Genomic DNA, 17,344 nt, shown 5'->3' with positions numbered 1-17,344 from the left:
TTTCACCGGAAAGTCACGTTTTACCGGTTACGGGACGTCGTAACCCAGCGCCGCTTTGCGGATGCGGAACCACTGCTGACGGGTCATCTGCAACTCTTCCGCGGCAATGGCGGCGCGTACGCGTTCAATTTTGCCCGAGCCAATGATTGGCAGTGGTTTTGACGGCAGACGCAGGATCCACGCGTACACCACCTGTTCGATGCTCCCGGCATTCAGTTCGCGGGCAATGGTCTCAAGCTCAGTGCGCAGCGGCTGGAATTCATCATCATTAAACAGACGTCCGCCGCCCAGACACGACCACGCCATCGGTCGGATACGCAATTGCTGAAGCTGATCGAGCGTGCCATCCAGCAGCAGCGGCTGATGAACCGGAGAAATTTCAACCTGGTTGGTGGCCAGGGTAAACGGCAGACGAGACTGCAGCAGCGCAAACTGTGCAGGGGTAAAGTTTGATACGCCGAAATGACGCACTTTGCCGCTTTGATGCAGATTCAGAAACGCTTCGGCCACCTCATCGGCATCCATCAACGGATCGGGGCGGTGGATCAGTAGCAGATCGATATGATCGGTCGCCAGGTTAACCAGCGACTGTTCGGCGCTCTTAATGATGTGCGCGCTGTCGGTAATGTAATGGCCGAGAGCATGTTCCGGTTTTGCCGTCGTGGCAATCCCGCATTTGGTGACGATCTCCATGCGTTCGCGTAACGCAGGAACCAACTTGAGTGCCTCGCCGAACGCGGCTTCACACTGATAGCCACCGTAAATATCAGCGTGATCGACCGTGGTGATCCCTAAGTCGAGATGCTCTTCAATAAAGCTTGCCAGCTGGAGGGGGGACATATTCCAGTCCATCAGGCGCCAGTAGCCCATCACAAAGCGGGAGAATTCTGGCCCCTGGGGGGCAAGGGTAATTCGCTGAACCATAACATTTTCCTCAAGGACGTGATGTCATGAGTATACGCAATTACCGTGTTAAAACAGTGAAGGTTGCTGGGGTTCTTCGGTGTCACCGGCTTTGTTTGCGCGTATTTTGCGCAGAAGTCGCTGTCGACAGAGACGGAGCACCTCCTGTTTCTGCGTGTCGCTGAAGTGTTGCCAGTTAAAACGCTCATCGCGCGTGCGCATGCAGCCACGGCAATATCCGCGTTCATCCACCTGACAAATACCCCGGCACGGGCTCTGGATGGGGAAAAACTCCAGTTGCTCTGCCACACTCACCTCCCGATAACGACTATCACCTACAGTGAAGACGCTAAACGTCCCGCGTGCAAGGGCTTTACCACAGTTTTGTGGCATTAAGGTTTCACTAATCTTCGTTCTCTATACTCGCCCCATCATTAAAATTGCAGGTTTTCTGATCGATGTGGCTAATCAAAAAGTTACAATGTAACGATATAAAATTTACTCTGGGCTGTGCACTTTTCTTTACCGTATTAAACGCGCTGTTTATTCAGCGTAGCTGGGCTATTATCGCGCCCGCGCATATCCATGACGTCCTCTTTGCCGCGTCCGTTCCACTGGTGCTGTTTTGCGGCTGGGTCATTGTTTTTAGTCTGCTTAATATCCCGTTTATCCGTAAGCCGCTGCTGATTGTCTTGACCGTCGGATGCGCCGCCGCGACTTACTTTATGTATACCTACGGCGCGGTTATCGATCAGAACATGATTGTTAACGTGTTCGAAACCAACTCTCAGGAAGCCACTGCCCTGGTGACGCCGCAGATGATCCTGTGGATTGTCGTTGCCGGTCTTGTTCCGTCCGTGGTGCTGGCCATGATCCGCATTCGCACCGGGAAATGGTGGTACGCCCTGCTGACCCGTTTTGCCGCAATGCTCGGCGCCCTGCTGGTTATCATCCTCATCGCCGCCCTGTTTTATAAAGACTACGCGTCGCTGTTTCGCAATAACAAAAGCATCGTCAAAATGGTGACCCCCGCAAACTATGTCAGCGCGATGGTCAAATACAGCAAAATGCGCTGGTTTGCAGGCGATCAAACGCTGGTCCGGATCGGTGAAGATGCCCATAAAGGGCCGCTGATTGCAGGCCAACAAAAGAAAACCGTGCTGGTGCTGGTCATCGGCGAAGCGTCACGCGCCGCGAACTACTCCTTGAATGGCTACGGGCGTGAAACAAACCCCGAGCTGAAAAAGCAGGATGTGATTAACTTCCCGCAGGCCTCCTCCTGCGGCACCGAAACAGCCGTTTCCGTGCCCTGCATGTTCTCCGGTATGACGCGCAGTAAATACGATGCCGACCTGGCCCATCACCAGGAAGGGTTGCTGGACGTGCTCGCCCATGCGGGGATCAATATGCTGTGGCGTGACAATGATGGCGGTTGTAAAGGCGCCTGCGATCGCGTTCCCCATACCGACATGACCCAGTGGAAACTCGATCAGTTCTGCAAAGACAACTCCTGCATTGACGATGTGAACTTCACCCGTCTGGACAATGTTCTGGATGGCCTGAAGCAGGACTCCGTACTGGTCATCCACCTGATGGGCAGCCACGGCCCGGCATACTATCGCCGTTATCCGGATAATTTCCGCAAATTTACGCCAACCTGCGATACCAATGAAATTCAGGATTGCGATCACCAGGCGCTGATGAATACCTATGACAACACCATCCTGTATACCGACAGCATGGTCAGTAAAACCATCGATGCCCTAAAAGCGCGTCAGGCGAGCATGAATACCGCCCTGATTTACCTTTCGGATCACGGGGAGTCGCTGGGCGAAAGCGGGATTTATCTGCACGGCACGCCGTATATGCTGGCCCCAGAGCAACAAACGCACATTCCGTTTATGTTCTGGTTATCACCAGACTATGCGAAAAATTTCGGCGTCAACGCGCAGTGTTTACGTGACCATGCAGCAAAAAATGCGGTTTCGCAGGACAATTTGTTCTCTACCGTATTGGGTATGATGGACATTAAATCAAAGGTTTACCAACAACAGCTGGATATTCTGAACGCATGTCGCCACTGAACACGCTTGCAATAGACCGAACGGTCTATTAGAGTGCGGCCATGAGCAGAAATACAGAACACGATACCCGAGAACATTTACTGGCGACCGGCGAGCGACTTTGCATGCATCGCGGGTTTACCGGTATGGGGTTGAGCGAGTTATTAAAAACCGCTGAGGTACCGAAGGGGTCGTTTTATCACTACTTCCGGTCCAAAGAGGCGTTTGGCGTGGCAATGCTGGAGCGGCACTATGCCAGCTACCATCAGCGCCTGGCAGCGCACTTCGCCACGGGCGAAGGTAATTATCGCGATCGTGTTCTGCACTTCTATCAGGAAACGCTGAACCAGTTCTGTCAGCAGGGCATCATCAGCGGTTGCCTGACGGTAAAACTTTCTGCCGAAGTGTGCGATCTTTCAGAAGATATGCGCACAGCAATGGATAAAGGGGCCCGCGGGGTTATCGCCCTCATGGCACAGGCGCTGGAGAAAGGCCGCGATGAAAAAACGCTGACTTTTCCCGGCGAACCTTTAACCCAGGCGCAGGTTTTATACGCCCTCTGGTTAGGCGCGAACCTGCAGGCCAAGATTTCACGCAGTGCGGTGCCGCTTGAAAGCGCACTGGCACATGTAAAAAGCAGCATTACTACGCCTCGCGTATAGCAGGCGTTTTTATTTACGTAATTACTAGACGACTGGTCTACTCAGGAGCCTTTATGTCCGCTGAAAAATTATTTACCCCCTTGAAAGTGGGTGCCGTTACCGCGCCAAACCGTGTGTTCATGGCCCCGCTTACCCGTCTGCGCAGCATTGAGCCGGGTGATATCCCTACCCCGTTGATGGGTGAATATTACCGTCAGCGCGCAAGCTCTGGCCTGATCATCACCGAGGCCACTCAGATTTCTGCTCAGGCTAAGGGTTACGCTGGCGCACCAGGTCTGCACAGCCCGGAACAGATTGCCGCGTGGAAAAAAATCACGGCTGGCGTTCACGCTGAAGAGGGTCGTATTGCCGTCCAGCTGTGGCATACCGGTCGTATCTCTCACAGCAGCATCCAGCCTGGCGCTCAGGCACCGGTTTCCGCCTCTGCCCTGAGCGCGAACACCCGCACCTCCCTGCGCGATGAAAACGGCAATGCGATCCGCGTTGATACGTCTATGCCGCGCGCTCTTGAACTGGACGAGATCCCGGGGATTGTTAACGATTTCCGCCAGGCCGTGGCGAATGCGCGTGAAGCCGGTTTCGACCTGGTTGAACTGCACTCCGCGCATGGCTATCTGCTGCACCAGTTCCTGTCACCGTCCTCTAACCATCGTACCGACCAGTACGGCGGCAGCGTTGAAAACCGTGCGCGCCTGGTGCTGGAAGTGGTGGATGCCGTATGTCAGGAGTGGAGCCCGGACCGCATTGGTATCCGCGTTTCCCCGATTGGTTCTTTCCAGAACGTTGATAACGGCCCGAACGAAGAAGCGGATGCCCTTTATCTGATTGAAGAGCTGGCAAAACGGGGTATCGCGTATCTGCATATGTCCGAGCCAGACTGGGCCGGTGGTCAACCTTACACTGAAGCCTTCCGTCAGAAAGTACGCGAACGCTTCCACGGTGTGATCATCGGTGCAGGTGCATATACCCCTGAGAAAGCTGAAGATCTGATTAGCAAAGGTTTGATCGACGCCGTTGCATTTGGTCGCGATTTTATCGCTAACCCTGATCTGGTCGCCCGTCTGCAGCAGAAAGCCGCGCTGAACCCTCAGCGTCCGGAAAGCTTCTACGGCGGCGGCGCTGAAGGTTATACCGACTACCCTACCCTGTAATCTCTTCATTGCTCATTGATAGCGGCGACCTTTCGCCGCTATACTAAAACATCGTTTCTGTTCAAATAGATATTCTATTCCATTGGTTAATGAGGAAATTATGCGCCTACTTCACACCATGCTGCGCGTTGGCGATCTGCAACGTTCTGTCGATTTCTACACTAACGTACTGGGTATGAAACTGCTGCGCACCAGCGAAAACCCGGAATATAAATACTCGCTGGCGTTTGTGGGTTACGGCCCGGAAACGGACGAAGCGGTCATCGAATTGACCTACAACTGGGGCGTGGACAGCTATGAGCTGGGCACCGCTTATGGTCATATCGCGCTGGAAGTGGACAACGCAGCCGAAGCCTGTGAACGTATTCGCAGCAACGGCGGTAACGTGACGCGCGAAGCTGGCCCGGTCAAAGGCGGCACCACCGTGATCGCGTTTGTTGAAGATCCGGACGGCTACAAAATCGAGCTGATTGAAGCCAAAGACGCTGGTCGCGGTCTGGGCAACTGATCCCGCAGGGCGCAACATGCGCCCGTACTTTTACTGCATCCCCATCCAAAATTTGCCATAATGCGCACTGCTTTTTTCCCCATGTAAGAGACCCTGATGTCCGATAACGCTCAATTTAGCGGTCTGTGCGACCGTTTTCGTGGTTTTTATCCTGTTGTGATCGATGTTGAAACAGCTGGATTTAACGCTAAAACCGATGCGCTGCTTGAAATTGCCGCCATCACGCTGAAGATGGATGAACAGGGATGGCTTACACCGGACACCACGCTGCATTTCCACGTTGAACCGTTTGAAGGGGCCAACTTACAGCCCGAGGCGTTGGCCTTTAACGGCATCGATCCGCATAACCCGCTGCGTGGTGCGGTAAGTGAATATGACGCGCTGCACGCCATTTTTAAAATGGTGCGTAAAGGTATGAAAGAGAGCAACTGCAGCCGCGCCATTATGGTGGCGCATAACGCCACGTTCGATCACACCTTTACCATGGCCGCCGCTGAGCGCGCGTCGCTCAAGCGTAACCCTTTCCACCCGTTTGTGACCTTCGATACCGCGGCACTGAGCGGTCTGGCGTTGGGACAAACGGTATTATCAAAGGCATGTATTACGGCAGGCATTGAGTTTGACGGTACGCAGGCGCATTCCGCGCTTTATGACACCGAGCGGACGGCGGAACTGTTTTGCGAAATTGTGAACCGCTGGAAGCGTCTGGGCGGCTGGCCGCTGCCTATGGGTGACAGTGAAGAATAAAAAAAAGCGACCTCATGAGGTCGCTTTTTTGTCTTCGCAGATAACTTACTCCGCGTCTGGCTCTTCCGTTTTGTACTTCGCAGCCGTTTCTTTGATCAGCTGCTGCAGTTCACCGCGCTGATACATTTCGATCAGGATATCGCAACCGCCGACCAGCTCACCGTCTACCCACAGCTGTGGGAACGTCGGCCAGTTAGCGTATTTAGGCAGCTCAGCGCGGATGTCCGGGTTCTGCAGGATATCAACGTAAGCAAAACGCTCACCACAGGCAGACAGCGCCTGAACCGCTTGCGCGGAGAAGCCACAGCTTGGCAGCTTCGGAGAACCTTTCATATACAGCAGAATCGGGTTTTCAGCGATCTGGCGCTGGATTTTTTCAATAGTGGTGCTCATGTCTTGCTTCCTTTAACTTCTGTTACGGCATTCGTCTGTCATTGTAGCGGTTCAGACTGCCATCGGAAAATAACATTTTTGTCACGTCTTTCTTATTTTACCGCGAGTGATGAAAAGTTGCATTGCAAATGGTGTTTAACCCTGCGGCACTCAGGGTTTTGTTTAGGGAGTGAACAATAGTGCGACAGATTGATGAATTTTTTTGCACTTGCTAACGAAACAGGATTGTAGATTGAAAAATGCTATTAACTTATCGGGTTTTTATAGATTAGAATCGACGGGCTTTGTAAATCATTCGCGGGTATTATTGATGACCTGCATTTATCAGGGGACTGCCCAGTGGCGCGGATAAATAAAATCTCGATCACGCTCTGTGCTTTACTGTTTACAACACTCACTTTCACGCCAGTGGCGAACGCCTCTCAACAGGCGCGGCACTCTGCTGTACAAAAAACGCATCTGGCCAAAACCACAGACCGTAAGAAAAAAACCACCAGCAAGAACGACAAGAAAAAGACCACCACCCAGACTAAAAAGACCGCCTCCAGCAAGACGAAAACAAAACCTTCCCGCACTGCCCACGCAACCAAAAGCAAAGCCTCGCAAACTGCAGCTAATCTCGTGACGGAAAAATGCATTCCCCGCAAAGGTCATAAAGCGAAATGCACGAAGGTCACGAAAATAGCGGAAGTGCATAAGGTTCGCGTGCAGAAAGCGCAAAAAACGGCGTTGAATAAACTGATGGGGCAGATCGGCAAACCCTATCGCTGGGGCGGCAGCTCACCGCGTACCGGTTTCGACTGCAGCGGCCTCGTCTATTACGCCTATAAAGATCTGGTGAAGTTCCGTATTCCACGTACCGCCAATGAGATGTATCACCTGCGCGACGCGTCACCGGTCAACCGCGGTGAACTGGAGAATGGCGATCTCGTCTTCTTCCGCACTCAGGGGCGCGGCACGGCTGACCACGTTGGCGTATATGTAGGCAACGGGAAATTTATTCAGTCCCCACGTAGCGGCCAGGACATCCAGATAACCTCTCTCAGTGAAGACTACTGGGTACGTCACTATGTCGGCGCACGCCGCGTGATGACGCCAAAAACCATTCGCTAACCCCTGCCCTGCCACAGCCGTGGCAGGGTAAGTTCCTCTTTTGCATACCCTTTCAATTTGCTATTCTGTCCCTGTTGTCTGTGTGGTTATTGGCAACATAAAAAACAATAAGGAGAGAAGCAATGTCGTTCGAATTACCTGCACTACCATATGCAAAAGACGCCCTGGCCCCGCACATTTCTGCGGAAACCCTGGAGTATCACTACGGCAAACATCACCAGACGTACGTCACCAATCTGAACAACCTGATCAAGGGCACCGATTTTGAAGGCAAAACGCTGGAAGAGATCGTCCGCAGTTCAGAGGGCGGTGTCTTTAACAATGCCGCTCAGGTGTGGAACCACACCTTCTACTGGCACTGCCTGGCACCGAATGCAGGCGGCGAACCTACGGGTGAACTGGCTGGCGCGATTAACGCGGCATTTGGTAGCTTTGCTGATTTTAAAGCGAAGTTTACGGATGCTGCAGTCAAGAACTTCGGTTCTGGCTGGACGTGGCTGGTGAAAGACGCGGATGGCAAACTGGCTATCGTTTCCACCTCGAACGCGGGTACGCCACTGACCACCAGCGCAACGCCGCTGATGACCGTGGACGTCTGGGAACACGCCTACTACATTGATTACCGTAACGCGCGCCCGAACTACCTGGAGCACTTCTGGGCACTGGTTAACTGGGCGTTTGTGGCGAAGAACTTCGCCGCGTAAGAGACACGCAGAAGGGGTTGCCCTTCTGCGTTTTTTAATTATTCAGCAGCGCACGCTGCTTCCGGCTGTTTACGGCCAGACATCATCACTAACAGCAGGCCGAGCGCGGCAATTATCGCCCCCATCACCGGCACAAAGCTGTATCCCAGGCCACCAGAAATGACGGCACCACCGGCAGCGGCACCGAGCGCATTGCCAAGGTTAAACGCGCCAATATTGACCGACGACGAGAGACCCGGTGCCTCATGGGCAACGCGCATCACGCGCATCTGCAGCGGCGGAACCACGGCAAAGGTCGCAGCCCCCCAGACAACCATCGCCATCGCCGCCCCGACCTCATTACGCGCCAGCCATGGAATGGCGATCATGATGACAATCAGCAGCGTTAAAAAGCCTTTCAGCGTCCCGCTCACGGAACGATCGGCGAATTTCCCGCCGAGATAGTTGCCTATAGAGAACCCGACACCAATCAGCACCAGCATCGCGGTCACAAAGAGAGGCGTTGCGTGGGTGATATCGTGCAACACCGGTGAAATATAGGTGTACAGGGTAAACATGGCGCCCGCCCCCAGTACGGTGGTCAACAGCGCGGAGAGCACCTGCGGGCGCATCAGTACCGACAGCTCTTTGCGGACGTCAGGACGTTCACCAGCGCTGCCTTTCGGCAAGGAGAAGTACAACGCCACCATGGCGATAACACCCAGCACGGCCGTCGCCAGGAACGACATGCGCCAGCCGATCGCCTCACCCAGCCAGGTTGCGGCAGGTACACCGCCAATGTTGGCAATCGTCAGACCCATAAACATGGTTGCCACGGCACTCGCCTGCTTGTGTTTTGGCACCACGCTTGCGGCCACAACCGATCCCAGCCCAAAGAACGCGCCGTGGTTAAGACTGGTCAGAATGCGGGACAACATCAGGGTGGTGTAATCCGGCGCAATCGCGGAGAGCACGTTGCCCAGCGTAAATATCGCCATCAGGAAAATCAGCGCATTGCGGCGCGCGCGGTGTGAAAGCAGAAGCGTCATGAGCGGTGCCCCCACCATCACGCCAATGGCGTAGGCGCTGATGAGCATCCCGGCCGCCGGGATAGAAACATCCACGCCCCGGGCGATAACAGGCAGTAACCCCATCGGGGAGAATTCAGTGGTGCCAATCCCAAAAGCGCCAATCGCCAGGGCAAGCAGGGGAAAATTGATTTTCATGCGTCAACTCCGGATGCCGTGTCATGTCGTGACACAGAACAAAGAAGCCGAAAGCATGACATCAATCACAAAAAATGAGAAGTTAACAAATTGGCAAAAGATTTTTGCCGCAGGCGTAACAATCAGGAAAACTGAGAGGGAGAGAGCTCTCCCTCCGTGTAAATCAGTGCAATGCAGCCGTCAGACCCGCCGCAACAATCAGAGCCAGTACAATAACGGTGGTCACCAGCGAAAACTTCAGATCGTAGCTCATCAATTTTTCTCCTTTTAATCTCCCCACGAAAAGTGAGCCTGCTCATTTTTACACAGTTTAGTTCAAAAATCTTCCTGGATTTAAACTGATAACCACTTTAGCTCTTCCCCTTTTCATCAAGATAGGACAAAATTCCACGCTAAATTTATTAGCGTACCGGCCATTGACCCCCTCCTGACGTCCTGTGTCGTTTTCCCGGCGTGCCGCAATTCAAGATTGCGTGATAAGGGTGAGAGAAGGCAAACGTTTACCTTCAAGTTTTTCAGGAGTTTAGGATATGGTCTGGAGTGACATTTAATGGCAACAATTAAAGACGTAGCAAAACGCGCAAACGTTTCCACTACAACCGTATCACATGTAATTAACAAAACCCGCTTTGTGGCGGAAGAGACGCGCAACGCCGTCTGGGCGGCAATCAAAGAATTACACTATTCACCGAGTGCGGTGGCGCGCAGCCTCAAAGTTAATCACACCAAATCCATTGGTTTGCTGGCAACCAGCAGTGAAGCGGCCTATTTTGCCGAGATCATTGAAGCGGTCGAGAAAAACTGCTTCCAGAAAGGCTATACCCTGATTCTGGGCAACGCGTGGAACAGCATTGAAAAACAGCGCGCTTATCTCTCCATGATGGCGCAAAAGCGTGTGGATGGCCTGCTGGTGATGTGTTCAGAGTATCCGGAGTCCGTGCTTTCCATGCTGGAAGAGTACCGCCATATTCCTATGGTGGTCATGGACTGGGGCGAAGCACGTGCAGACTTCACCGACTCCGTCATCGATAACGCGTTTGAAGGCGGCTATATGGCAGGCCGTTATCTGATTGAACGCGGTCACCGTGAGATTGGTGTGATCCCGGGTCCACTGGAGCGCAACACCGGTGCCGGACGTCTGGCCGGGTTTATGAAAGCCATGGAAGAGGCGCTGATTACCGTGCCGGAAAACTGGATCGTGCAGGGTGACTTTGAACCGGAATCCGGTTACCGCGCAATGCAGCAGATTGTCTCACAGTCGCATCGCCCGACAGCCGTTTTCTGTGGCGGTGACATTATGGCGATGGGAGCTCTCTGTGCCGCCGATGAACTGGGTCTGCGCGTGCCGCAGGACATTTCCGTGATCGGGTATGACAACGTGCGCAACGCGCGCTTCTTTACCCCGGCGCTGACCACCATCCACCAGCCAAAAGACTCGCTGGGTGAAACGGCCTTCAATATGCTGATGGACAGGATCGTCAACAAGCGTGAAGAGTCTCAGTCCATTGAAGTTCACCCGCGTCTTATCGAACGCCGTTCCGTTGCGGATGGTCCGTTCCGCGACTATCGTCGTTAATCTTTTACGGGGCCAGTTATACTGGCTCCCGTAGCCATTCCCGGTTAAGCGTCTCACTGTCTCCCAGGTAATCCAGCAGCCAGGCCATTGCGGGCGACACATCATTTTGTTGCCAGGTGAGGCAACAGGCCGCATCCGGAAAAGGATTTTCCAGCGTCAGTTCAACCCATTCACCGGTGTCGATTCGGGGCCGCGCAAAATGGCCAGGGACCATGGCAACGCACAGCCCTGCGCTGAGGCATGTTGCTGAGGATTCCCAGTCCGGCGCAACCACCCGTCGCTGGTTATCCAGCAGCCAGGTAATGCGTTTGGGCAACGAACGCGAGGTATCTTCCAGCACCAGCGAGGGCCAGTTACGGAGCGTTTCGTCGCTGAGCGGCCCGTCCAGGTCAGCCAGCGGATGATCGCTTGCCACCACACATTTCCAGCTGAGCATGCCCATGTCGCGAAAGGCAAAGCGTCCTCCAACCGGAATCGCCTGCGTGGCACCGATCGCCATCTCTGCCCTGCCATCTGCCAGCGCATCCCATACGCCGTTAAACACTTCCTGGGATACCCGCAATTCGACATCCGAGAAATGGCGATAGAAATCGACAATCATTTGCCGGGTACGTTCCGGTTTTACGATGTTATCCACGGCAATGGAAAGATGTCCTCGCCAGCCGTTAGCGATCTGCTGACACTGTTCGCGGGTGATCTGCATTTTTTTGATAACAGAACGCCCTTCTTTCAAAAACCATGCCCCGGCGGGCGTTAATTCCACATCACGGTGACGCCGTTCAAACAGCGGAACAGCCAGCCATTCCTCAAGCTGACGCACCGTATAGCTGATTGCTGAGGGGACGCGGTGCAACTCCTGCGCTGCACCGCTAAAGCTGCCGTTGCGCGCAACAGCATCGACCACTTCAAGAGAATAATCTGACCACATTTTCTGCCTGCAAAAATTTTGAATGCACTCGCCAAATATTAGCGTTTCACAACCTGCTTTGCACTCCCTACACTCTGCGCAAACATAGACCTGCCTCCCTCAGGAGAAAAAACAATGCAACCCAGGAAAGGATTTTTAGTCTGGCTCGGTGGTTTAAGCGTGCTGGGCTTTTTAGCCACTGATATGTACCTGCCTGCCTTCGCCGCAATGCAGGAAGATTTACAGACCCCGGCGGCAGCCATCAGCGCCAGCCTGAGCTTATTCCTCGCGGGCTTTGCCTTCGCGCAGCTGCTCTGGGGGCCTCTCTCTGACCGCTTTGGCCGTAAACCGGTGCTGTTGCTGGGGCTGGCTATCTTTGCCGTCGGCTGTCTGGGAATGTTATGGGTACGCGATGCAACCTGGCTGCTGGTACTGCGCTTCGTGCAGGCCGTTGGCGTCTGTGCTGCCGCGGTGACCTGGCAGGCGCTGGTCACCGACTACTATCCGGCCAACCGTATAAACCGCATTTTCGCCACCATTATGCCGCTGGTAGGGCTTTCGCCTGCCCTCGCCCCGCTGCTCGGGAGCTGGATCCTGGCGCATTTCGACTGGCAGGCCATTTTCGCTACGCTGTTTGCCATCACGCTGGTCCTGATGATCCCGGCATTCACACTCAAAGCGGCACATAAGAAAGAGACGCCTGCTGACACAACACCGGTGACCTTCACCTCTCTGCTGAGCACCAAAGCGTACCGCGGTAATGTCCTGATTTATGCCGCCTGCTCGGCGAGTTTCTTCGCGTGGCTGACCGGTTCGCCGTTCATTCTTCACGACATGGGTTACAGCCCGGCCGCCATCGGTCTGAGCTATGTCCCGCAGACCATCGCGTTTCTGGTCGGGGGTTATGGCTGTCGCGCGGCGCTGCAAAAATGGGAAGGTCAGCAGATGTTGCCCTGGCTGCTGGTGCTCTACGCGCTGAGCGTGATCGCCACCTGGGCTGTGGGCTTTATCCCGGGCGCAGGTCTGGCAGAAATTCTGATTCCCTTCTGCGTGATGGCCGTGGCGAACGGTGCGATTTACCCTATCGTCGTAGCCCAGGCGTTACGTCCGTTCCCACAGGCAACAGGTCGTGCGGCCGCGCTTCAGAATACCCTGCAGCTGGGTCTGTGCTTCCTGGCAAGCCTGGTGGTCTCTGCGCTGATTGCCACGCCGCTCCTGACCACCACCAGCGTCATGCTGGTTACGGTTGCGCTGGCCCTTCTGGGATACCGTATGCAGTCTGCGGCACAACGTGAGCAGGATGACCGCGCAGAGGTGAAAACCTCGCATGCATAATCGCGTCAGAAATTATGTTAAATATCAGTGATTAGGTTGCTAAGAATTTTCTATTGAATCACCAAATTTTGAGGCCTATACTAAATTTGGTTCGATTAAATACGATAAATATTAAGTGTTAACGGGAGCCGGAGCGCTCCCGTTTTACCATGGAAGGCATTTCGGCAAGGGTTATCTCCCTTCCTCTGTTCTACGTCGGATACTAGCCTCACGGGGAAATACCGTGAGATTTCTCACAAACCATAAAAAGCGTCTACGCTGTTTGAAGGTTCTGATCACAGTAAGGTGATGGAGAAGCTATGAGTTCATCGTGTATAGAAGAAGTCAGCGTTCCGGACGATAACTGGTCCCGGATCGTCAGTGAACTGTTAGGTCGTGCAGGCATCACTATTAATGGATCTTCGCCATCCGATCCACAGGTTAAGCATCCCGACTTTTTTAAACGCGTATTGCGAGAGGGATCGTTAGGCCTGGGGGAAAGTTATATGGACGGCTGGTGGGAGTGTGAACGGCTGGATATGTTTTTCTCCAGCGTTTTACGCGCCGGTCTGGAAAACCAGCTCCCCCGTAATCTGAAAGATACATTACGTGTCGCCTCCGCCCGGCTGTTTAATCTGCAAAGCAAAAAACGGGCGTGGATCGTCGGCAAGGAGCATTACGACCTCGGTAATGACCTGTTCAGCCGCATGCTCGATCCTTTCATGCAATATTCCTGCGCCTACTGGAAAGAGGCCTCAACCCTTGAAGAAGCACAGCAGGCTAAGCTACGTCTGATTTGTGAAAAACTGCAGCTACAGCCGGGCATGCGTGTGCTGGATATCGGCTGTGGATGGGGTGGTCTGGCCTATTTTATGGCGAAGCATTATGGTGCCAGCGTGGTCGGTGTGACCATTTCAGCTGAACAGCAAAAAATGGCACGGGAGCGCTGCCAGGGCCTTGATGTGGATATTCGCCTTCAGGATTATCGCGACCTGAACGAGCAGTTTGATCGCATAGTCTCCGTCGGCATGTTCGAACACGTGGGGCCGAAAAACTATGACACCTACTTCAGCGTGGTGGACCGTAACTTGAAACCTGACGGCATCTTCCTGCTGCACACCATTGGTTCTAAGCGCACCGACAATAACGTCGATCCGTGGATCAACAAATACATCTTTCCGAATGGCTGTTTGCCGTCCGTTCGCCAGATTGCTAACGCCAGTGAACCTCATTTCATTATGGAAGACTGGCATAACTTTGGCGCGGATTATGACACCACGTTGATGGCATGGCATTCACGTTTCCAGGAAGCCTGGCCAGAAATTGCGGACAACTATTCTGAACGGTTTAAACGGATGTTCAGCTATTATCTCAATGCCTGCGCAGGCGCCTTTCGCGCGCGTGATATTCAACTTTGGCAGGTTGTTTTCAGCCGAGGGATAGAACACGGTTTGCGGGTCGCACGCTAAAAAAAACCCCGGATATCCGGGGTTCATTTTATTCTTCTTCTGCGGTCTTTATTATTGCGGCTTCTTTTGCCGCCAACAGCCGCTCAACGGTATCCACAACCGCCTGAGTCTGCGGATCGATTTCGATATTAACCCGATGCCCCAGTTTTTTCGCCCCCAGGGTTGTACGCTGGAGAGTTTCAGGAATTAAATGCACGCAGAAACGGGTCGGCGTCACTTCCCCAACCGTCAGGCTAATCCCATCAATACCAATAAACCCTTTATACAGGATGTATTTCATTAATGAAGGATCCTGCACTTTAAACCAGATTTGACGGTTATTTTCCGAGGTGACAATCTTCGCCACTTCCGCGGTGGTCATAATATGGCCTGACATCAGATGGCCGCCAATCTCATCGCTGAACCTGGCCGCACGCTCTACGTTTACGGTATCCCCCACCACCAGCTCGCCCAGGTTGGTGATGCGCAGCGTCTCTTTCATTAAATCAAAGCTAATCTGGTTACCGTTAATTTCGGTTACCGTCAGGCAACAGCCGTTATGTGCAATCGAGGCGCCAGTTTCAATGCCATCAAGCATATATTCCGGAAGCTCAACCACATGAGTTCGGAAATTAGGTTTTTCATCAATGGACACCACTTTGGCGGTGCCCTGCACAATACCAGTAAACATGCTTACAACTCCTGTTTTTTCCGGACGGTGGTGACACCGTTTAATCCCACCACAATAACAGTTGGAAAAACAGGTTGCCAGCGGAGCGCATTTTGTGGCGATTTTTTCACTAGATAAATAGCTAAACCCCGCTACAATAGCTGGCACCCCCCTGCATTTTCTTCTTGCTGCCAGTTACGGCGGCCTTTTTAGTCTCTCAAATAACTAGAATATAAAGGTGTTCACGTGCAGAAGTACATGAATGAAGCGCGCCAGTTATTGGCACTGGCTATACCAGTGATCATCGCGCAAGTAGCCCAGACCGCAATGGGATTTGTGGATACGGTAATGGCGGGTGGCTACAGCGCCACCGATATGGCCGCCGTGGCAATAGGCACCTCGATCTGGCTTCCGGCCATCCTGTTTGGCCACGGCCTGCTGCTCGCCCTCACCCCGGTTATCGCTCAGCTAAATGGCTCAGGGCGACGTGAACGTATTGCCCATCAGGTTCGACAGGGGTTCTGGCTGGCAGGGTTTGTCTCTGTGCTGATAATGGTTGTGCTGTGGAATGCCGGTCATATCATCCGCGCCATGCATAATATTGACCCAGCTCTGGCTGACAAAGCCGTCGGCTATCTGCGGGCCCTGCTGTGGGGTGCGCCTGGCTATCTGTTCTTCCAGGTCGCGCGTAACCAGTGTGAAGGTCTGGCGAAAACCAAGCCCGGAATGGTAATGGGCTTTATCGGCTTGCTGGTGAATATTCCGGTGAACTACATCTTCATCTATGGTCACTTCGGTATGCCGGAGCTCGGCGGCGTCGGCTGCGGCGTGGCGACGGCTGCCGTCTATTGGGTGATGTTCTTCAGTATGATCTCCTATGTGAAACGTGCCCGTTCAATGCGCGATATCCGCAATGAACGTTCGTTCAGCACGCCGGACTGGAACATCATGACGCGTCTGGTGCAGTTAGGCCTGCCGATTGCACTGGCGCTGTTCTTTGAAGTGACGCTGTTTGCCGTGGTCGCCCTGCTGGTTTCTCCGCTCGGCATTGTGAACGTAGCCGGTCACCAGATTGCGCTGAACTTCAGTTCCCTGATGTTCGTATTGCCGATGTCGCTGGCCGCAGCGGTGACCATTCGCGTGGGCTTTCGTCTGGGGCAAGGTTCGACGCTGGATGCGCAAACGGCGGCCCGTACGGGGCTTGGCGTCGGTGTCTGTATGGCCATCTGTACGGCACTGTTTACCATCACGCTGCGTGAGCAAATTGCCCTGCTTTACAACGACAACCCGGAAGTGGTGGCCCTTGCCTCCCATCTGATGCTGCTTGCCGCGGTGTACCAGATCTCCGACTCCATACAGGTGATTGGCAGCGGCGTACTGCGTGGGTATAAAGATACGCGTTCGATCTTCTTTATCACCTTCATCGCTTACTGGGTGCTGGGTCTGCCGTGTGGTTATATCCTGGCGCTTACCGATCTGGTGGTTGACCGCATGGGGCCGGCAGGATTCTGGATGGGCTTTATCATCGGCTTAACCTCTGCGGCAATTATGATGATGCTGCGCATGCGCTTCCTGCAACGCCAGTCATCCTCGGTAATATTGCAACGCGCTGCACGTTAAATACGCAGTAGCCGCCAGCTGGCGGCTACTTTCTCTTCACTTTGCGCGGTAATAAAGCAATCGCGTGAAATCAGAGAGAAAAATGCATTTTCCCTCTTGCCTCAACGATGCTGTGCCGCTAATATTCGTCCCCGTTGTCACCGACAACACGTTGCGTTCATAGCTCAGTTGGTTAGAGCACCACCTTGACATGGTGGGGGTCGTTGGTTCGAGTCCAATTGAACGCACCATTCTGCGTCCGTAGCTCAGTTGGTTAGAGCACCACCTTGACATGGTGGGGGTCGGTGGTTCGAGTCCACTCGGACGCACCATTTCAGTCCTGAAATGGTGCAAATCCTCTTCTTAACGCCTGATTTTTCT

At 53.6% G+C, this 17,344-nt stretch carries 18 protein-coding genes and 2 tRNA genes; 13 read left to right on the top strand and 7 right to left on the bottom strand.

Translation table 11 applies throughout. From position 1 onward, the window contains the following. Positions 1 to 27 precede the first annotated feature (27 nt). Positions 28 to 924: an aldo/keto reductase gene (locus BH714_RS05860; RefSeq protein WP_014169781.1), complete on the bottom strand. Its 897-nt coding sequence runs from the start codon at positions 922 to 924 to the stop codon at positions 28 to 30. Between the two features lie 48 nt (positions 925 to 972). Then, entirely contained in the window at positions 973 to 1,212 is a 240-nt protein-coding gene (locus BH714_RS05855) for a DUF1289 domain-containing protein (RefSeq protein WP_020884337.1), read from the bottom strand. 149 nt (positions 1,213 to 1,361) lie between these two features. On the opposite strand from BH714_RS05855, the gene eptA reads away from it, so the two are divergent. The 5 genes from eptA (at position 1,362) to rnt (ending at position 6,034) form a co-directional block, all read left to right on the top strand. Next, complete coding sequence (eptA, locus tag BH714_RS05850) at positions 1,362 to 2,987, top strand: phosphoethanolamine transferase EptA (protein ID WP_040017306.1); 1,626 nt, start codon at positions 1,362 to 1,364, stop codon at positions 2,985 to 2,987. A 41-nt stretch (positions 2,988 to 3,028) separates the two neighbouring features. After that, the gene (locus tag BH714_RS05845) at positions 3,029 to 3,628 is read left to right on the top strand and encodes a TetR/AcrR family transcriptional regulator (protein ID WP_014169778.1); all 600 of its coding nucleotides are present in this window, start codon (positions 3,029 to 3,031) and stop codon (positions 3,626 to 3,628) included. A gap of 53 nt (positions 3,629 to 3,681) precedes the next feature. Next, entirely contained in the window at positions 3,682 to 4,779 is a 1,098-nt protein-coding gene (nemA, locus tag BH714_RS05840) for an alkene reductase (RefSeq protein ID WP_040017305.1), read from the top strand. 100 nt (positions 4,780 to 4,879) lie between these two features. After that, the gene (gene gloA / locus BH714_RS05835; RefSeq protein WP_020884340.1) at positions 4,880 to 5,287 is read left to right on the top strand and encodes a lactoylglutathione lyase; all 408 of its coding nucleotides are present in this window, start codon (positions 4,880 to 4,882) and stop codon (positions 5,285 to 5,287) included. A 96-nt stretch (positions 5,288 to 5,383) separates the two neighbouring features. Beyond that, a complete protein-coding gene (gene rnt, locus BH714_RS05830; RefSeq protein WP_014169774.1) occupies positions 5,384 to 6,034 on the top strand; it encodes a ribonuclease T in 651 nt (216 codons plus the stop codon). Between the two features lie 45 nt (positions 6,035 to 6,079). Here rnt and grxD read toward each other — a convergent pair whose 3' ends face one another. After that, the gene (gene grxD, locus BH714_RS05825; protein WP_003832760.1) at positions 6,080 to 6,427 is read right to left on the bottom strand and encodes a monothiol glutaredoxin 4; all 348 of its coding nucleotides are present in this window, start codon (positions 6,425 to 6,427) and stop codon (positions 6,080 to 6,082) included. Between the two features lie 339 nt (positions 6,428 to 6,766). Between grxD and BH714_RS05820 the strand changes: the two genes are divergently transcribed. Together BH714_RS05820 and sodB are read left to right on the top strand one after the other, a co-directional pair. Continuing rightward, positions 6,767 to 7,540 carry a C40 family peptidase gene (locus tag BH714_RS05820; protein ID WP_014169773.1) on the top strand — a complete coding sequence of 258 codons (774 nt, stop codon included), beginning with the start codon at positions 6,767 to 6,769 and terminating at the stop codon, positions 7,538 to 7,540. Positions 7,541 to 7,662: 122 nt separating this feature from the next. Further along, the gene (gene sodB, locus BH714_RS05815; RefSeq protein ID WP_020884341.1) at positions 7,663 to 8,244 is read left to right on the top strand and encodes a superoxide dismutase [Fe]; all 582 of its coding nucleotides are present in this window, start codon (positions 7,663 to 7,665) and stop codon (positions 8,242 to 8,244) included. Between the two features lie 38 nt (positions 8,245 to 8,282). Here sodB and BH714_RS05810 read toward each other — a convergent pair whose 3' ends face one another. Together BH714_RS05810 and cydH are read right to left on the bottom strand one after the other, a co-directional pair. Then, on the bottom strand, positions 8,283 to 9,449 hold the full coding sequence (locus tag BH714_RS05810) for an MFS transporter (RefSeq protein WP_014169771.1): 1,167 nt from the start codon (positions 9,447 to 9,449) through the stop codon (positions 8,283 to 8,285). Positions 9,450 to 9,612: 163 nt separating this feature from the next. Next, complete coding sequence (cydH, locus tag BH714_RS24020; protein WP_032670423.1) at positions 9,613 to 9,702, bottom strand: cytochrome bd-I oxidase subunit CydH; 90 nt, start codon at positions 9,700 to 9,702, stop codon at positions 9,613 to 9,615. A gap of 297 nt (positions 9,703 to 9,999) precedes the next feature. On the opposite strand from cydH, the gene purR reads away from it, so the two are divergent. Further along, positions 10,000 to 11,025, top strand: a complete 1,026-nt coding sequence (gene purR / locus BH714_RS05800) for an HTH-type transcriptional repressor PurR (protein WP_014169769.1) — start codon at positions 10,000 to 10,002, stop codon at positions 11,023 to 11,025. A 16-nt stretch (positions 11,026 to 11,041) separates the two neighbouring features. On the opposite strand, the gene punR is transcribed toward purR, so the two are convergent. Next, complete coding sequence (gene punR, locus BH714_RS05795; RefSeq protein ID WP_025204357.1) at positions 11,042 to 11,953, bottom strand: DNA-binding transcriptional activator PunR; 912 nt, start codon at positions 11,951 to 11,953, stop codon at positions 11,042 to 11,044. Positions 11,954 to 12,067: 114 nt separating this feature from the next. Between punR and punC the strand changes: the two genes are divergently transcribed. Together punC and cfa are read left to right on the top strand one after the other, a co-directional pair. Beyond that, positions 12,068 to 13,267 carry a purine nucleoside transporter PunC gene (gene punC, locus BH714_RS05790; protein ID WP_040017303.1) on the top strand — a complete coding sequence of 400 codons (1,200 nt, stop codon included), beginning with the start codon at positions 12,068 to 12,070 and terminating at the stop codon, positions 13,265 to 13,267. Between the two features lie 299 nt (positions 13,268 to 13,566). Then, on the top strand, positions 13,567 to 14,715 hold the full coding sequence (gene cfa / locus BH714_RS05785) for a cyclopropane fatty acyl phospholipid synthase (protein WP_014169766.1): 1,149 nt from the start codon (positions 13,567 to 13,569) through the stop codon (positions 14,713 to 14,715). Between the two features lie 28 nt (positions 14,716 to 14,743). Here cfa and BH714_RS05780 read toward each other — a convergent pair whose 3' ends face one another. Further along, on the bottom strand, positions 14,744 to 15,385 hold the full coding sequence (locus BH714_RS05780; protein WP_020884345.1) for a riboflavin synthase: 642 nt from the start codon (positions 15,383 to 15,385) through the stop codon (positions 14,744 to 14,746). Positions 15,386 to 15,610: 225 nt separating this feature from the next. Between BH714_RS05780 and mdtK the strand changes: the two genes are divergently transcribed. From mdtK to BH714_RS05765, 3 genes are all read left to right on the top strand, one after another. Further along, on the top strand, positions 15,611 to 16,984 hold the full coding sequence (mdtK, locus tag BH714_RS05775) for an MdtK family multidrug efflux MATE transporter (protein ID WP_014169764.1): 1,374 nt from the start codon (positions 15,611 to 15,613) through the stop codon (positions 16,982 to 16,984). 153 nt (positions 16,985 to 17,137) lie between these two features. Continuing rightward, positions 17,138 to 17,214, top strand: a tRNA-Val gene (locus tag BH714_RS05770). Positions 17,215 to 17,218: 4 nt separating this feature from the next. Then, positions 17,219 to 17,295, top strand: a tRNA-Val gene (locus BH714_RS05765). Positions 17,296 to 17,344 lie beyond the last annotated feature (49 nt).

It is taken from the genome of Enterobacter ludwigii (genome assembly GCF_001750725.1).
In the GTDB taxonomy this organism is placed as follows: Bacteria; Pseudomonadota; Gammaproteobacteria; order Enterobacterales; family Enterobacteriaceae; genus Enterobacter; species Enterobacter ludwigii.
This window is presented reverse-complemented; position numbering and strand designations above follow the sequence as displayed.

What these genes read in the sequence shown, in the direction of transcription:
- BH714_RS05860 (WP_014169781.1), bottom strand. Translation starts at nt 924, where the DNA reads ATGGTTCAGCGAATTACCCTTGCCCCCCAGGGGCCAGAATTCTCCCGC.
- eptA (WP_040017306.1), top strand. Translation starts at nt 1,362, where the DNA reads ATGTGGCTAATCAAAAAGTTACAATGTAACGATATAAAATTTACTCTG.
- BH714_RS05845 (WP_014169778.1), top strand. Translation starts at nt 3,029, where the DNA reads ATGAGCAGAAATACAGAACACGATACCCGAGAACATTTACTGGCGACC.
- nemA (WP_040017305.1), top strand. Translation starts at nt 3,682, where the DNA reads ATGTCCGCTGAAAAATTATTTACCCCCTTGAAAGTGGGTGCCGTTACC.
- gloA (WP_020884340.1), top strand. Translation starts at nt 4,880, where the DNA reads ATGCGCCTACTTCACACCATGCTGCGCGTTGGCGATCTGCAACGTTCT.
- rnt (WP_014169774.1), top strand. Translation starts at nt 5,384, where the DNA reads ATGTCCGATAACGCTCAATTTAGCGGTCTGTGCGACCGTTTTCGTGGT.
- grxD (WP_003832760.1), bottom strand. Translation starts at nt 6,427, where the DNA reads ATGAGCACCACTATTGAAAAAATCCAGCGCCAGATCGCTGAAAACCCG.
- sodB (WP_020884341.1), top strand. Translation starts at nt 7,663, where the DNA reads ATGTCGTTCGAATTACCTGCACTACCATATGCAAAAGACGCCCTGGCC.
- BH714_RS05810 (WP_014169771.1), bottom strand. Translation starts at nt 9,449, where the DNA reads ATGAAAATCAATTTTCCCCTGCTTGCCCTGGCGATTGGCGCTTTTGGG.
- cydH (WP_032670423.1), bottom strand. Translation starts at nt 9,702, where the DNA reads ATGAGCTACGATCTGAAGTTTTCGCTGGTGACCACCGTTATTGTACTG.
- purR (WP_014169769.1), top strand. Translation starts at nt 10,000, where the DNA reads ATGGCAACAATTAAAGACGTAGCAAAACGCGCAAACGTTTCCACTACA.
- punR (WP_025204357.1), bottom strand. Translation starts at nt 11,953, where the DNA reads ATGTGGTCAGATTATTCTCTTGAAGTGGTCGATGCTGTTGCGCGCAAC.
- punC (WP_040017303.1), top strand. Translation starts at nt 12,068, where the DNA reads ATGCAACCCAGGAAAGGATTTTTAGTCTGGCTCGGTGGTTTAAGCGTG.
- cfa (WP_014169766.1), top strand. Translation starts at nt 13,567, where the DNA reads ATGAGTTCATCGTGTATAGAAGAAGTCAGCGTTCCGGACGATAACTGG.
- BH714_RS05780 (WP_020884345.1), bottom strand. Translation starts at nt 15,385, where the DNA reads ATGTTTACTGGTATTGTGCAGGGCACCGCCAAAGTGGTGTCCATTGAT.